This window comes from Enterobacter cloacae complex sp. HYC033_NIDB, from assembly GCF_056673335.1.
On sequence record NZ_CP115123.1, the window covers coordinates 3,385,514 to 3,401,082 of the forward strand.

At 52.9% G+C, this 15,569-nt stretch carries 17 protein-coding genes; 5 read left to right on the forward strand and 12 right to left on the reverse strand.

The annotated features are described in order from the left end of the window. Nucleotides 1-119: 119 nt before the first annotated feature. The 3 genes from O1721_RS16230 to osmB all read left to right on the forward strand — a co-directional run bounded on the left by O1721_RS16230 (nucleotide 120) and on the right by osmB (nucleotide 1,573). Nucleotides 120-302, forward strand: a complete 183-nt coding sequence (locus O1721_RS16230; protein WP_003856825.1) for a YciZ family protein — start codon at nucleotides 120-122, stop codon at nucleotides 300-302. Between the two features lie 37 nt (nucleotides 303-339). After that, the gene (gene yciT / locus O1721_RS16235; protein WP_017384211.1) at nucleotides 340-1,092 is read left to right on the forward strand and encodes a DNA-binding transcriptional regulator YciT; all 753 of its coding nucleotides are present in this window, start codon (nucleotides 340-342) and stop codon (nucleotides 1,090-1,092) included. A 262-nt stretch (nucleotides 1,093-1,354) separates the two neighbouring features. Further along, nucleotides 1,355-1,573 (forward strand): osmotically-inducible lipoprotein OsmB, encoded by a 219-nt coding sequence (gene osmB, locus O1721_RS16240; RefSeq protein WP_017384212.1) that lies wholly within the window; start codon nucleotides 1,355-1,357, stop codon nucleotides 1,571-1,573. Nucleotides 1,574-1,677: 104 nt separating this feature from the next. Here the strand turns inward: osmB and yciH are convergent, their stop codons facing one another. From yciH to pgpB, 5 genes are all read right to left on the reverse strand, one after another. Beyond that, a complete protein-coding gene (yciH, locus tag O1721_RS16245) occupies nucleotides 1,678-2,004 on the reverse strand; it encodes a stress response translation initiation inhibitor YciH (RefSeq protein WP_015570389.1) in 327 nt (108 codons plus the stop codon). Further along, entirely contained in the window at nucleotides 2,004-2,741 is a 738-nt protein-coding gene (gene pyrF, locus O1721_RS16250) for an orotidine-5'-phosphate decarboxylase (protein WP_032648497.1), read from the reverse strand. The genes yciH and pyrF overlap by 1 nt, the downstream gene beginning before the upstream one ends. Nucleotides 2,742-2,925: 184 nt before the next feature. Next, nucleotides 2,926-4,095, reverse strand: coding sequence for a lipopolysaccharide assembly protein LapB (gene lapB, locus O1721_RS16255; protein WP_003856819.1), 1,170 nt, complete (start codon nucleotides 4,093-4,095; stop codon nucleotides 2,926-2,928). A gap of 6 nt (nucleotides 4,096-4,101) precedes the next feature. Continuing rightward, nucleotides 4,102-4,410 (reverse strand): LapA family protein, encoded by a 309-nt coding sequence (locus O1721_RS16260; RefSeq protein WP_003856817.1) that lies wholly within the window; start codon nucleotides 4,408-4,410, stop codon nucleotides 4,102-4,104. Nucleotides 4,411-4,558: 148 nt separating this feature from the next. Then, nucleotides 4,559-5,326, reverse strand: a complete 768-nt coding sequence (pgpB, locus tag O1721_RS16265) for a phosphatidylglycerophosphatase B (protein WP_003856815.1) — start codon at nucleotides 5,324-5,326, stop codon at nucleotides 4,559-4,561. A 197-nt stretch (nucleotides 5,327-5,523) separates the two neighbouring features. On the opposite strand from pgpB, the gene ribA reads away from it, so the two are divergent. Then, entirely contained in the window at nucleotides 5,524-6,114 is a 591-nt protein-coding gene (gene ribA, locus O1721_RS16270) for a GTP cyclohydrolase II (RefSeq protein ID WP_032648499.1), read from the forward strand. Nucleotides 6,115-6,151: 37 nt separating this feature from the next. Here ribA and acnA read toward each other — a convergent pair whose 3' ends face one another. The 6 genes from acnA to topA all read right to left on the reverse strand — a co-directional run bounded on the left by acnA (nucleotide 6,152) and on the right by topA (nucleotide 13,637). Then, a complete protein-coding gene (gene acnA, locus O1721_RS16275) occupies nucleotides 6,152-8,827 on the reverse strand; it encodes an aconitate hydratase AcnA (RefSeq protein ID WP_017693321.1) in 2,676 nt (891 codons plus the stop codon). 165 nt (nucleotides 8,828-8,992) lie between these two features. Next, nucleotides 8,993-9,091 carry a small membrane protein YmiC gene (ymiC, locus tag O1721_RS16280; protein ID WP_032103392.1) on the reverse strand — a complete coding sequence of 33 codons (99 nt, stop codon included), beginning with the start codon at nucleotides 9,089-9,091 and terminating at the stop codon, nucleotides 8,993-8,995. A 137-nt stretch (nucleotides 9,092-9,228) separates the two neighbouring features. Beyond that, nucleotides 9,229-9,399, reverse strand: a complete 171-nt coding sequence (locus O1721_RS16285) for a hypothetical protein (RefSeq protein WP_006810843.1) — start codon at nucleotides 9,397-9,399, stop codon at nucleotides 9,229-9,231. A 2-nt stretch (nucleotides 9,400-9,401) separates the two neighbouring features. Continuing rightward, entirely contained in the window at nucleotides 9,402-9,542 is a 141-nt protein-coding gene (locus tag O1721_RS16290; protein WP_213083754.1) for a YmiA family putative membrane protein, read from the reverse strand. Between the two features lie 336 nt (nucleotides 9,543-9,878). Beyond that, nucleotides 9,879-10,853, reverse strand: a complete 975-nt coding sequence (gene cysB / locus O1721_RS16295; RefSeq protein ID WP_006810844.1) for an HTH-type transcriptional regulator CysB — start codon at nucleotides 10,851-10,853, stop codon at nucleotides 9,879-9,881. A gap of 186 nt (nucleotides 10,854-11,039) precedes the next feature. After that, a complete protein-coding gene (topA, locus tag O1721_RS16300; protein ID WP_017384217.1) occupies nucleotides 11,040-13,637 on the reverse strand; it encodes a type I DNA topoisomerase in 2,598 nt (865 codons plus the stop codon). A 398-nt stretch (nucleotides 13,638-14,035) separates the two neighbouring features. Between topA and O1721_RS16305 the strand changes: the two genes are divergently transcribed. Further along, nucleotides 14,036-14,287 carry a YciN family protein gene (locus tag O1721_RS16305; RefSeq protein ID WP_003856804.1) on the forward strand — a complete coding sequence of 84 codons (252 nt, stop codon included), beginning with the start codon at nucleotides 14,036-14,038 and terminating at the stop codon, nucleotides 14,285-14,287. A 35-nt stretch (nucleotides 14,288-14,322) separates the two neighbouring features. Here the strand turns inward: O1721_RS16305 and sohB are convergent, their stop codons facing one another. Continuing rightward, nucleotides 14,323-15,369, reverse strand: coding sequence for a protease SohB (gene sohB / locus O1721_RS16310; RefSeq protein WP_023296716.1), 1,047 nt, complete (start codon nucleotides 15,367-15,369; stop codon nucleotides 14,323-14,325). Nucleotides 15,370-15,569 lie beyond the last annotated feature (200 nt).

Below are 15,569 nucleotides of genomic sequence, written 5' to 3' on the forward strand. Positions count from 1 at the left end.
ACGGGGGCCAAATTTATCACTTTCATTTATGAACTTTGGTTATTGCATTTTTTACCTTCTCTTTTGAATCAATTTTCTGCATCATTGATAATATTAACTTTTCGCTTCAGGGTGAGCTTATGTCTAACATTGATGCAACAGCCGTGGCACAGCGTATTGATACTGTGCTGGATATTCTTGTCGCAGGCGATTATCACTCTGCTATCCGTAACCTTGAAATCCTCAAGTCTGAACTGCTGGCTGAGAACGGCGCTGATAACGCTCCAGAATCCACTCAACCTAAAGCCCCGTGGGAAGTGTAGCCACGTCGTTTCCGCCCTTGCCTTTTAAATGGATGCTATGAATTCCCGACAACAAATCATTTTGCAGATGGTGATCGATCAGGGACGCGTAAGCGTGGTCGATCTCGCTAAAGCCACCGGCGTTTCTGAAGTCACCATTCGTCAGGATCTGAATCTGCTGGAAAAACAGAGCTACCTGCGGCGTGCGCACGGATATGCCGTTCCACTGGACAGCGACGACGTCGAAACCCGCATGATGAACAATTATGCGCTCAAGCGGGAGCTGGCGGAGTTTGCTGCATCCTTAGTGAATAACGGTGAGACCGTCTTTATTGAAAATGGCAGCAGTAACGCTCTTCTGGCGCGCACGCTCGCCGATCAAAAAGACGTTACCATCATCACCGTAAGCAGCTATATCGCCCATCTGTTGAAGGAAACTCAGTGCGAGGTGATACTGCTGGGCGGCATTTACCAGAAGAAAAGCGAAAGCATGGTGGGGCCATTAACGCGTCAATATGTTCAGCAGGTTCACTTCAGTAAGGCATTCATTGGTATTGACGGCTGGCAGCCCGACACCGGCTTTACTGGTCGCGACATGATGCGTTCAGACGTGGTTAACGCCGTACTCGCCAAAGAGTGTGAAGCGATTGTGCTGACCGACAGCTCTAAGTTTGGCGCCGTACACCCTTATACGATGGGTCCGGCTTCACGCTTCAGCCGTGTGATTACGGATGAGCGTTTGCGCGATGAATATCGCCAGCAATTAGAACAAGACGGCCTGACTGTCGATATTGTGAAAAAAACGGCCTGATTATCCTGCTGCGCCCGAATAATGGGCGCACTTAAACCTTTCTCTGAGAGTATTCCGACCCTGCCTTTAAGAGTTTTTACCTGTTGAAACCGTTCTAAACACGTAAAATTAATATTAGCGATATAACAGGAAGTGACTATCACCTGCGTGATGATGAAACGCCTGCGCGACCAGCTTTCACGGGAACAGAATTTAAGTATGGATATTGTCTATACTTAAAGTGCATTCCTTTCCGTGAATCGATAATTCAGGAGAAAGTATTATGACCTTTACCAGCAAAAAATTAGCCGCCGCTGTTCTGGCAATCACTGTAGCAATGTCCCTGAGCGCTTGCTCTAACTGGTCTAAACGTGACCGTAACACCGCGATTGGTGCCGGTGCTGGTGCGCTTGGTGGTGCAGTATTAACGGATGGTAGTACGCTGGGTACATTGGGTGGTGCTGCCGTAGGTGGTGTTATCGGTCACCAGGTGGGCAAATAATCACCATAACGGCTCTCACCGGTATAATAATATATTTTGTATTTTCAGGTCTGACTTACGCACGTAAAAAAAAGAGCCACGGCAATGTCCGTGGCTCATTTATTTTAGCCGCCCGCCAGTTTGACTTTCATTCCTTTGGCTTCCAGCAGCGCTTTAATTAAATCCCGTTTATCACCCTGAATCTCAATAATGCCGTCTTTTACTGCCCCACCGCATCCGCACTTCTTTTTAAGTTCAGCGGCGAGCTTTACCAGGTCTGCATCATCCAGATCAATGCCAGTGACAAGGCAAACCCCTTTACCTTTCCTGCCGCTGGTCTGGCGCTGAATTCGCACGATGCCATCGCCTTTTGGACGTTCAGCTTTCTCTTTTGGCTCTTCAATGCGCCCGGTATCCGTTGAATAGACCAGACGACTGTTGGCGTCACGCATTATGCCCCCTTTTTCAGTGATGCATTAATCGCTTTCAGGGTCTCTGCCGGATGAGCGGATTGCGTCACCGGGCGACCAATCACCATATAGTCTACACCCGCGCTCAGCGCCTGCTCTGGCGTCATGATGCGTCGCTGATCCCCAGACTCGGTGCCTGCCGGACGGATACCTGGCGTTACCAGTTTAAAGTCGCGGCCTAGCACAGATTTGAAGCGAACCGCCTCCTGAGCCGAACAGACCACGCCATCGAGACCACACTGTTGCGTGAGGCGCGCCAGACGCTCCGCGTGTTCGGCAGGTGACAACGTCACACCCAGATCGCGCAGGTCGGATTCATCCATACTGGTCAGCACGGTGACGGCGATCAGAAGCGGAGCGTCATTACCAAACGGCACCAGCGCTTCGCGCGCAGCCGTCATCATGCGTGCCCCGCCGGATGCATGAACGTTAACCATCCACACGCCCAGTTCAGCCGCCGCAGCTACGGCGTGCGCAGTGGTATTTGGAATATCATGGAATTTCAGGTCGAGGAAAACGTCGAAGCCACGCTGGTGCAGATCGCGGACGATTTGTGGGCCGAACAGCGTAAACATCTCTTTGCCTACTTTCAGACGGCAATCGCGGGGATCAATGCCATCAACAAAGGCCAGTGCGGCGTCACGGTTATTGTAATCCAGAGCAACAACTACGGGAGAATCGGTAACTACGCGGGAAGTGGAGGATGTAACAGACGTCATGACCAGCCCTTTTCGTCTATGGGCGCGCAGCGGCGCGGAACAGATAAACGGCGTGCATTCTACCTGCCCTCGGGGTAAATGAACAGAATCGAATGATTTTCCTGCCGAACCCCAGACCGCACGGTGCTGACGAAATCACTGTAACCATTAGTATGTTGTAACTAAAATGCGGAGTTTTAAAAAATCACTGCCCGTCCAGACCTCGGATTGGCTTAATGGTGGACCACGCCCGGCAGGAAGGGCAATGCCAGTAAAGCGAATAGGCGGTGAAGCCGCATTTCTGGCAGCGATAGCGCGGTTTGCTCCGCACCTGTTCACCCACCATGTCTCGCAGCACCATCAGGCTCTCTTTAGCGCGCCCTTCTTCTGCGTCATTAAGGTGGTAATCCATCAGCTTATGGAATACCCGCATGGTAGGATGACGCTGCAACTGACGGGTAATGTATACCTGGGCGGTATCACTCCCTTCGTGCTCTTCAACGACGTCGGACAGCATCAGCTCGGCTGTGGCACCGGTGTTTTCTTCAACGCAGCGACGCAGAAACGCAACCCACTCGTCCTGCTTACCTAACTGCTGATAGCAGGTTTGCAGCATTTCCAGCGTTTCGCTGACCAGCTCTTTGTCCTGATCGATAACGCGAAGCAGGCTCTCCACGGCTTTGGCATAATCACCGTTAGCCATAAAGACCCGCCCCATCATGATCGAGATGCGCGCGCTGTTGCGATCGGCCGCAGCGCCTTTCTTTAACAATGCCATGGCTTTATCCATGTCATCGCTACCCATCTGCTGGAGAGCCAGCTCGCAATAGAAGTGGGCAATTTCGACGCGCTGTTTGTCTTTGCCGAGTTTGACCAGCCGTTCAGCGGTATCAATCGCTTTTTGCCAGTCGCTGGTGGCCTGATAGATTTGCAGAAGCTGCTGAAGCGCACCGATACGGAAGTCCGTCTCATCCACCAGCTGAGAGAACATATCCTCGGCGCGATCGTAAAGCCCCGCGGCCATGTAATCCCGCCCAAGCTGCTGCACGGCCAGCAACCGTTGCTCATAGGTCAACGAAGCGCTTTCCATCAGGGTCTGGTGGATACGAATGGCACGGTCAACCTCTCCGCGCGAGCGGAACAGGTTTCCCAGGGTGAGATGCGCCTCTACGGTGCCGGTATCCTCTTTAAGCATGTCGAGGAACAGATCCACCGCTTTATCCTGCTGATTGCTCAGCAGGAAGTTCACCCCCGCAACGTAGTCACGGGAGAGTCGGTTTGCTTCATCCTGTTTTGTTTGTTGCGCGCTTCTGCGGCCCATATACCAGCCATAGGCTGCGGCGACAGGCAAAAGCAGAAACAACAACTCCAGCATATTCGATTATTCCTTGACTACCGGCACACCAGAGCTCGCCGGAATGTCAGACGCAGGCGTAAGTTGATGTTCAAGTCGTTTAATTTTACGTTCAGCGCGAACAAGAGAAACACGAACCTTAAGCCAGAACAGGCCGCATACAAGCCAGCCGATGACAAAACCCGCCGCGAATAACACCGCCAGCAGGCTCGACACCCGGTACTCGCCCTGCGCCAGCAGATAGTTAAAACTTACCTGTTGATCGTTTTGCGCGCCCAATGTGACTGAAATGACAAAAATCGCCAACACCAGTAAGAAAATGAGTAAATATTTCACATGACTTCCCGTTATGTGGTTCGAGCGTATAAAGCGTGTTCAACTCACTGCAATCAGCCTTATAAGCTACCATTTTAGTGGCGGGCGCGAAATGGAAAAAGTAACGCGCCCTACATGGATTTATGGTCAAAATGCGGAATATCAACCTTCAGGTTCCGCCAGACTCCCTTTCGGCTATTTCTTCCTTCTCTTCCGGCGGCGGCGTCAATGGTCCACAAAAACGTTGTGCAAGCCAGGTCGCCAGCGTCACCAGTACCCACGAGATCAGCGTTGCCACCACCAAATCACGCGGCCAGTGCATCCCCAGCAGCATCCGGCTGCCCATTACGCCTGTCGCCCAGACCAGCAAAATCGCAATCGTGAGGGTACGCCGACGCGGCCACAGCAGTCCCACGCCAAGTAGCGCCCAGCTGGCAGCAAACATCGTATGCCCGGAAGGAAACGCAAAGCCGGTCTCTTTTTGCCAGTGTTTGCGTAAAAAGGTCGGGATATCCTGCTGTTCCGCAAGCTGCTCCTTTACCAGCGCACCGCGATCTTTACGCTTTAAATTGTAGAACTCATCCACCGGAACATGGTGCGTTTTTTCCAGCCAGACGACGAAAGGACGGGGTTCCTGCACGCGATCTTTCACCCACGACTTCACCCCCTGCCCGATAAGTATGGCCCCGCCGAGAATGGCAAACAGTACCAGCGCCGCGCGAAGGCGAAAGCGCAGGCACCACAGGAACCAGCCACAGAGCAGCACGTGCGTAATAATCCCCCACGGCTGGGTGACCGTCTCGGTTATCCAGTATAAGGCTTTCAGCCACGTCTCGTTTTGTCCGGGCTGCCACATCCAGCCGGAGAACCAAACGACCAGGGGGATAACGAGCAATACGGCGGCGCCTGCGGCCGTTCGTCTGGCAATTGAAAGCATGTCCTCTCCTTTTTCACTAAGCACCACAATCATAACTGAATTTCATCATTCAGGTGGATATGTCGGATTGTGCGTTTAACGTTTGTAAAGCGTGGTGGTGATTAGGTGAAGTTGCCGGGCTTGTGGCAAAATAGTCCAATACAGAAAGCATAATGGGGCAAAGGCACGAAACGTGTCAGCCTGGTCTGGAGAATCACATGCAGCTTAAACGTGTGGCAGAAGCCAAACTGCCAACCCCATGGGGCGATTTCCTGATGGTGGGTTTTGAAGAACTGGCAACCGGGCAAGATCACGTCGCCCTGGTATTCGGCGACATTTCGGGGCAAACGCCGGTGCTGTCCCGCGTTCATTCAGAGTGTCTGACCGGTGACGCGCTGTTCAGTCTGCGGTGCGACTGCGGTTTTCAGCTTGAAGCCGCCCTTTCTCATATCGCAGAGGAAGGACGTGGCGTTCTGCTGTATCACCGTCAGGAAGGACGCAATATCGGCCTGCTGAATAAAATCCGCGCCTACGCGTTGCAGGATCAGGGCTACGATACCGTCGAAGCGAACCATCAGCTCGGCTTTGCTGCTGACGAGCGAGATTTCACCCTGTGCGCGGATATGTTCAAGCTGCTGGGCGTGGACGAAGTGCGTCTGTTGACCAATAACCCGAAAAAAGTGGAAATCCTCACTGAAGCGGGCATCAATATTGTGGAACGCGTACCGCTGATTGTCGGCCGCAACCCGAAAAACGCGCACTACCTCGATACCAAAGCTTCCAAAATGGGGCATCTGCTGAGCGAGTAAATGCAAAACGCCCGGCACATGTGCCGGGCGAGTTTGATCAGTCCAGCATCTTACGAATCACATAATGTAAAATGCCGTCGTTCTGGTAATAGGTCAGCTCTGTTGCCGTATCAATACGACACCGGCAATCCAGCACTTCTGTCGTTCCATCTGCGCGCGTTAACTTCACCGGAACGGTTTTACCCGGTTGCAGATTTTGCAGACCGCTGATATCAATCTGCTCTTCCCCGGTCAAACCCAGCGTTTTACGCGTTACGCCCTGCGGGAACTCCAGCGGCAGGATCCCCATCCCGATCAGGTTTGAGCGGTGGATACGTTCAAAGGATTCGGCAATCACCACGCGAACCCCGAGCAGACGCGGACCTTTTGCCGCCCAGTCGCGACTGGAACCGGAGCCGTACTCTTTACCGGCAATAACGGCCAGCGGCGTACCCTGCTGCTGATACTTCATGGCTGCGTCATAAATTGAAATGACCTCTGTATCCGGCAGGTGGCGCGTCATACCCCCTTCCACGCCTGGGACCATTTCATTGCGAATGCGGATGTTGGCAAAGGTCCCGCGCATCATCACTTCGTGGTTACCGCGGCGCGAACCGTAGGAGTTGAAATCGCGACGTTCCACGCCACGACTTTGCAGATACCGACCTGCCGGACTGTCCGCCTTGATGCTACCCGCAGGGGAGATATGGTCGGTGGTGACGGAATCGCCCAGCATCGCCAGAATGCGCGCGCCGTGAATATCTTTCAGCGGTGCAGGCTCCGCCAGCATTTCGTCGAAGAATGGCGACAGGCGAATATAGGTGGAATCATCCTGCCAGTCATAGGTATCGGAACCCACTACGTCGATCGCTTTCCACTCCGCTGTGCCTTCGAACACTTCCGCATACTCTTTGCGGAACATCTCGGTGGAAACTTTCTCTACCGCGCGCGCAATTTCGCGCGATGATGGCCAGATGTCTTTCAGATAGACCGGTTCATTTTTGCGATCGTGACCAATCGGATCGGTCGCCAGGTTAATGTTCATGTTTCCGGCCAGCGCATAGGCTACAACCAGCGGCGGCGAGGCCAGCCAGTTGGTTTTCACCAGCGGATGAATACGCCCTTCAAAGTTTCGGTTACCGGAAAGTACCGCGCCAACGGTCAAATCCCCCTGCTTGATCGCCATTTCAATAGGTTCAGGCAGTGGACCAGAGTTACCGATGCAGGTCGTACAGCCGTAGCCCACCAGGTTAAAGCCCAGCTCGTCGAGGTAAGGCGTGAGTCTGGCCTGTGCCAGGTAATCGGATACCACTTTCGAACCAGGCGCCAGGGAGGCTTTAACCCAAGGCTGTGGCTTGAGCCCCAGCTCTACCGCTTTTTTTGCCAGCAGCCCGGCAGCCATTAACACACTCGGGTTGGACGTGTTGGTACAGGAAGTGATAGCGGCGATCACCACGGCGCCGTCAGGGAGCTGATACTGATGCCCGTTCAGAACATAGTCCACCGGACGGTGATCTTTTTGTGCGGCGTTAACTTCCAGCTCATTGCTGGCAGCAAAGGCTTTCGGAACGTTGCTCAGGGCGACGCGGTCCTGCGGACGTTTTGGCCCTGCGAGGCTTGCCTCAACGGTGCCCATATCCAGCTCCAGCGTACTGGTAAATACCGGCTCGTCACCCGGGTTACGCCACATGCCCTGCGCTTTGGTGTAGGCCTCAACGAGAGCCACCTGCTCCTCGCTGCGACCACTGAGGCGCATATACTCCAGCGTAACGCTATCAATCGGGAAAAAGCCGCAGGTCGCGCCATATTCCGGCGCCATGTTGGCGATGGTGGCCCGGTCCGCCAGCGGCAGTGAATCCAGACCATCGCCATAAAATTCAACGAATTTACCCACCACGCCATGCTTACGCAGCATCTGGGTGACCGTCAGAACCAGATCCGTGGCGGTAATGCCTTCGGATAACTTACCGGTCAGCTTAAAGCCCACCACATCGGGAATGAGCATTGATACCGGCTGGCCGAGCATGGCCGCTTCCGCTTCAATACCACCGACGCCCCAGCCCAGAACGCCAAGGCCGTTAATCATGGTGGTGTGTGAATCTGTGCCCACCAGCGTATCAGGGTAAGCCACCCACTCTTTATCCTGCAATTCACTCCAGACGGCTTTGCCGAGATATTCCAGGTTGACCTGGTGACAAATGCCGGTGCCCGGTGGAACAACGCTGAAGCGGCTGAACGCCTGCTGACCCCATTTCAGAAAAACGTAGCGTTCATGGTTACGTTCCATCTCCAGACGGACGTTTTCGCCGAAAGCATCGTCGTCACCAAAGTGATCGACGGTGACGGAGTGGTCAATGACGAGGTCTACCGGGGACAAGGGGTTAACCTTAGCAGTATCGCCCCCAAGACGCTTAACGGCTTCACGCATGGCAGCTAAATCCACCACCGCTGGCACGCCGGTGAAATCCTGCATCAGCACTCTGGCCGGGCGATAGGCAATTTCTCTGTCTGCATGAGCATTTTTCAGCCACCCTGCCAGAGCCTGGATATCCTCCTCGGTAACCGAGTCGCCATCCTGCCAGCGCAAGAGGTTTTCCAGTAAGACTTTCAACGACTTGGGTAACCGCGAAATGTCCCCAAGCGTTCTGGCAGCCAGCGGTAAGCTGTAGTAGCGCCAGGTTTTATTTTCCGCCTGTAATGTGTCCTTACTGGCTTCGCGTAGGGTTAACGACATAAGCTCCTCCTTAAAAACAGGGATGTCCTGACAATCATCAGGGCTGTAATTAAAGATAACACAAAGATGTCGTAACGTTTTGATAACAACCCAAATTGATAAATTTAGGAATGGTCTAACGCGAGGGATAAAACAAAAAACCCCGCCGTGGCGAGGTTTTACGATTTAGTGCAAGGCCAGCCAGAGGAGCTGACACCAGAAGAGGATCGACGCTGAGAATACGCCGAGCCATGACCAGTATTTTACGGTTGTCATGTTATTCATCATAGGGACACCAGACTTTAATTATTTAAGGTTGCGAGGTCTGCCCTCGTTCTATATTGCTGATGTGTATTTATTAAGGAGTACAAAAGTGCACGGTCTATATTCAGACTATTTGCATCATTACGCAAAAATCAAAATTATTGTTTTTTGGGTTCGTCTTCCGCGAACACATCAATAAAGGCCTGCTGCTGCGGCGTCAGTTTCCAGGAAGCTGGCACGCTGGTTGCTGGCGCCTTACGGGCTTTGTGAGCATTGTCACGAAGCTGACACATCTCTTTTCTCGCTTCTGTACGCACCGTCATGACCATAATCAACCCCAGTAATTCCAGACAAGAAGAGCAACCACCACCCAGAACAGGGCAGAGCCAAGAAAGACCGCCAGCCAGGCTTTACGCTTAAGCGCGGGATCCCTTTGCGGTTCTTCACTTCCTGACGGCATTGCTAACCTCATACAATCGATATCGCTTATCATTTAGAGACCAAACAATTGGCACAAGTAATCATCTGATGAGATAAATCCTAAAGAAACTTTAGCCGAAAAGCCAGTGAATTTACGTATCCGAGCCCGGGAAAATTCAATCTTTTGACCCGAAATAAATAATTGAAAAGAATAATTTGCACAGCTGTAAATTAGTTTCTACTTTTGTCGCAAATTTGCGACAGTAAAACCATAGTCATCAAATGGGTTATGACGATATATGACAGTGGGCGTAGATGATGATAATTCTAATTCAGGTTTAAAGCGGAATGACGGTATCTTTCCGCAAGAGAAAGATACCGGGAGTGATTATTTGGCGGGAAGTTTAATGTCTTTAAACATCTCTTCGATGTCTTCATTGGAGCGTAACGCCACAGCTGTATCCACCACATCGCGCGTTAAATGTGGCGCAAAGCGTTGAATAAAATCATACATATAGCTGCGCAGGAACGTGCTGCGACGAAAACCTATCTTGGTGGTGCTGTGACTGAAAATATCATGCGCATCCAGACGCACCAGATCCGGGTCTGAGACAGGATCCACCGCCATGCTGGCAATAACCCCAACGCCCAGGCCCAGACGCACATACGTTTTTATGACGTCCGCATCCGTCGCCGTAAAGACAATCCGTGGCGTTAATCCGGCGCGGTTAAACGCGGTGTCCAGTTCAGACCGGCCCGTAAAGCCGAACGTATAGGTCACCAGCGGGTATTGCGCCAGTTCTTCGATTGTCACTTCGCCCTTCCCCGCCAGCGGGTGATCCGGGGTCACGACAATAGAGCGGTTCCAGTGGTAGCACGGGAGCATGACCAAATCATCGTACAGATGGAGCGCTTCCGTCGCGATAGCGAAGTCTGCATTGCCTTTAGACACGGCCTCTGCGATTTGCGTCGGTGAGCCCTGATGCATATGCAGGGAAACGCGGGGATAGCGTTCTATGAAGCCTTTGATCACCCCGGGAAGCGCATAACGCGCCTGTGTATGCGTGGTGGCAATATACAGAGAGCCTTTATCCGGCCAGGTATGTTCCCCGGCGACGGATTTAATGGCGTCGACTTTGGAGAGCACTTCCCGTGCGATGCGTATGATTTCCTGTCCTGCCGGGGTGACCTGAGTCAGGTGCTTACCGCTGCGGGCAAATATCTGTATACCTAACTCATCCTCCAGCATACGCACCTGCTTACTGATGCCGGGCTGAGAGGTATAAAGACCTTCTGCGGTGGAAGAGACATTGAGGTTATGATTGACGACCTCAACGATATAGCGAAGCTGCTGTAATTTCATGCCAGACCATCCGATTTAGCGCATGCGTCAATCGCTTAAGACGATTTGATAATAAGAAACGGGTTAACTATAACCACTATATCATTTATAGCCAGGCTGTATAGTACGGAACAAAAAATAATAACTACGTAATAAAAAAGGGCCGGAAGTCCGGCCCTTTTACAGGTAAGTTACGGTAAGGGAAGATTATTTCTTGCCTTCAACCCATTTCCCGTCGACAAAGAAGGCTGACCATCCGGTCGCTTTGCCCTCTTTCTCTGCCGCCACGTACTGCTGCTTCGTTTTACGGCTGAAGCGCACCACGGTTTTGTTGCCTTCCGGATCCTGCTGTGGCGCATCGGCCAGGTAACGCAGTTTCTCCGGCAGACGGTCGCGGAAGCGGTACAGTTCTTCTACCAGCGGCGCACGGGTTTCGCGCGATTTCGGGAAGGTGTTGGCCGCCAGGAATACCCCGGCAGCGCCGTCACGCAGCACGAAATACGCGTCTGACTTCTCGCACGGCAGCTCAGGAAGCGGAACCGGATCTTCCTTTGGCGGCGCAACTTCACCGTTACGCAGGATCTTACGCGTGTTTTTACAGTCGTCGTTGGTGCATGCCATGTACTTACCGAAGCGTCCCATTTTCAGGTGCATTTCGGAACCACATTTCTCACACTCAACGATTGGACCGTCATAGCCCTTAATGCGGAACTCACCTTCTTCGATCTCATAACCATCGCAGGTCGGGTTATTGCCACAAACGTGCAATTTGCGTTTGGGATCGATCAGGTAGCTGTCCATCGCCGTGCCGCATTTCTTACAGCGGCGTTTGGCGCGCAGTGCGTTGGTCTCCGCATCGTCACCTTCCAGCACGTTGAGAACTTCGTTCTCCGGCACGAGGTTGATGGTGGTTTTGCAACGCTCTTTCGGCGACAGCGCATAGCCAGAGCAACCGAGGAACACGCCCGTGGTCGCGGTACGGATCCCCATTTTACGGCCGCAGGTTGGGCAGTCGATGCTCGTCAGTACCATCTGGTTAGGCAGCATGCCGCCCTCTTCAGGATCTTTCTCGGCTTTCTCAAGCTGATTGGTAAAATCGCTGAAGAAGCTGTCGAGAACTTTCTTCCACTCTGCCTTATGGCTGGCAACCTCATCGAGGCTGTCTTCCATCTGCGCGGTGAAGTCATAGTTCATCAACTCGCGGAAGTTCGCTTCCAGACGGTCGGTGACAATCTCACCCATTTTTTCAGCATAGAAACGACGGTTCTCGACGCGAACGTATCCACGATCCTGAATGGTCGAAATGATTGACGCATAGGTGGACGGGCGACCGATGCCGCGTTTTTCCAGCTCTTTCACCAGCGATGCTTCGCTGAAGCGCGCAGGTGGCTTGGTGAAGTGCTGAGCCGGGACCAGATCAACCAGCGACAGCTCGTCACCTTTGTTGACTGAAGGCAGCGTTCTGTCTTCATCGCCTTTACGCAGCGCTGGCATCACTTTTGTCCAGCCGTCGAAGCGCAGAATGCGGCCGCGCGCTTTCAGGCGGAAATCACCCGCGCCGACCGTCAGCGTGGTGGAGTCGTATTTCGCTGGCGTCATCTGGCAAGCTACGAACTGGCGCCAGATCAGCTGATACAGCTTCTGGGCGTCCGCTTCCATATCTTTCAGCGATTCAGCCAGAACAGAAACGTCAGAAGGACGAATCGCTTCGTGCGCTTCCTGAGAATTCTCTTTGCTGGCGTACTGATTAGGCCCGTCCGGCAGGTATTTCTTACCGAAGTTGTCCTCGATATAGCCACGCACCATGTTGACAGCGTCCTGGCTCAGGTTGGTGGAGTCAGTACGCATGTAGGTGATGTAACCCGCTTCATACAAGCGCTGGGCCATCATCATGGTTTTCTTCACGCCGTAACCCAGACGGGTACTTGCCGCCTGCTGGAGAGTTGACGTGATAAACGGTGCGCCAGGCTTGCTGCTGGTTGGTTTATCTTCACGATCCAGAACCTGATAACGCGCTTTTTCCAGCAGCGCCACGGCGGCCATGGTCTGATCGCGATTTTCAGGACGGAACGGTTTGTCGTTGTGATGGCTCACCTGCAACGGCAGCGCATCGCCGCCCGGCGTGGTGACATTCGCATCCACTTCCCAGAACTCTTCCGGGACGAACGCTTTGATCTCGCGTTCACGCTCAACAACAAGACGAACAGCCACAGACTGCACACGCCCCGCAGACAGGCCGCGAGCGACCTTTTTCCACAGCAACGGCGAGACCATGTAGCCTACAACGCGGTCCATAAAGCGACGCGCCTGCTGAGCGTTAACACGGTCGATATTCAGTTCACCCGGCTTTTCAAACGCCTGACGAATCGCATTCTTTGTAATTTCGTTGAACACTACACGGCTGTAGCGTTTGTCATCACCCCCGATCACTTCCCGCAGGTGCCATGCGATGGCCTCCCCTTCGCGGTCAAGGTCGGTTGCGAGATAAATGTGGTCTGCTTTTTCAGCAAGCTGTTTCAGCTCGTTAACGACTTTTTCTTTGCCTGGCAGCACTTCGTAATGTGCATCCCAGTTGTGCCATGGGTTAACACCCATGCGGTTGACAAGCGCGCTACGTTCATCCTTTTTAGGCTTTTTAGCCCCTTTGGTGGAGGTAGAGTCTGCGCTCTTTTTGCTGGCTGAGCCACTGGTCGGCAAATCGCGAATGTGACCAACGCTGGACTTAACCACGTAGTCATTGCCCAGATATTTATTGATCGTTTTGGCTTTTGCCGGGGACTCAACGATGACGAGAGCTTTACCCATATTCACCTTTACCTAATTTAATTCTTCCAGGAATACGCCGCACGTTGATTTCCCTTCCGCTGACGACGAGCCATTGATATTGCGACATCGTCAGGGGATATCAACCCCTATGTGTTACCGAACGTCAGAATGGCGACATCCAGGTCATTGAGTTTTCGGGTATTTTTCTCACATCAAAGTTCATTCGTGACGAATTCCCGGTCGAATGTCAAGCAATTCTGTTGCCAGAATGACGAAAGCGCACACTGTACCTGATAAAATTCGTTACGCAACTTTATTAGCATGCAAAAGCAAATCCCGCCAGCCAGCCCCTGTTTCTTATCCCCTCGGATAACAGGGAAAATTTGCCCCCGAAGCGACCCAGGCGTAGACTATTGTCACTGTTTAAGGAGTGGAATATGCAGAATACGACCCAACCCATTGACCGAGCTTCATTGCTTATCGAAGCAAACAAACTCATTCGCGACCATGAAGACACCCTGGCGGGAATTGAAGCGACTGGCGTGGAACAACGTAATGGCGTGCTGGTGTTCAGCGGTGAATACTTCCTTGATGAACAAGGGCTACCCACCCCGAAAAGCACCGCCGTGTTTAACATGTTTAAATACCTGGCGCATACCCTCTCAGAGAAGTACCACCTGGTCGATTAAAACGAAAACGCGAGGCATCTGCCTCGCGTTTTTCTTTACAGCAGCGGCTTTTGTCCGCGCTGCAACCAGCGTAGCAGCAGGCGATCCGCGCTTTCTGCCGCGCTATTGGTAAAACGGTCGAGCAGGCGCTTGCGTCGGGTGAAGCGCACCCCCACCAGCTCACGGCCTTCCATCAGGTTGAGCAGGAGGTCATCGCTGGTACCCACTTCATCCACCAGCCCTTTCTCCTGCGCCTGCGTGCCGTACCAGTGTTCGCCCGTAGCCACCTGCTCAATGTCCAGCGTTGGGCGCATGCGGTGCACGAAATCTTTGAACAGATGGTGGGTTTCGTTCAGATCTTCCCGGAATTTCTGCCGTCCCTCTTCGGTATTTTCGCCGAGCAGCGTCAGCGTACGTTTGTACTGACCCGCCGTATGCAGTTCGATGTCGATCTCTTTATTTTTCAGGAAACGATTGAAGTTAGGGATCTGCGCGACCACCCCAATCGAGCCGATAATGGAGAACGGTGCCGCGACGATTTTATCCGCCACGCACGCCATCATATAGCCGCCACTCGCCGCGACCTTATCTACCGCAACGGTGAGTGGGATCTGTTTATCCCGCAGACGTTGTAACTGCGAAGCCGCCAGTCCATACCCATGCACTACGCCGCCCGGGCTTTCAAGGCGTACCACCACCTGATCCTGGGCTGTCGCCACGGCCAGCACCGCCGTCACTTCTTCACGCAGAGAGGAGACTTCATGCGCATCCATGCTACCTTTAAAATCGAGCACATAGACGCGCGGTTTTGCGTCAGCCTGTGGCGTGGCGAGCTTAGCTTTCGCCTTCGCGGCTTTGGCGTCCTGCTTATGTTTTTTCTTCTGGGCTTTTAGCCACAGCTTCTGTTGATGATCGTCAAGCAGCGCCAGAGACATCTCCTCCTGCATCTCTTTATACTGCTCGCTCAGGCGGGTAATGCGTAACTCACCACGCTGACGCTTACGCTGCGTCAGGTTGACAATCAGGACGGCAATCACCGCGACAGCAATAACCACCGTCGCGATTTTGGCCAAAAACAACCCATACTGAGAAAGTAATTCCACGCGTTCCACCTTGATTTAACCACGAATCTTTCACGCCAGTGTACAACAGCCCTGCGCAGGCGTCTCGCTCTGGACATTACCTCTGCGAGGCGGCTTCAGGAATCCCCCGCTTCTGGTTTAAATCTTTGCAAATTGTTAATTTCCCAGCGTTCTGTCCTGTAGACTGATTGAATTCTGACGCTGTTTCGGGCATAAAGCCG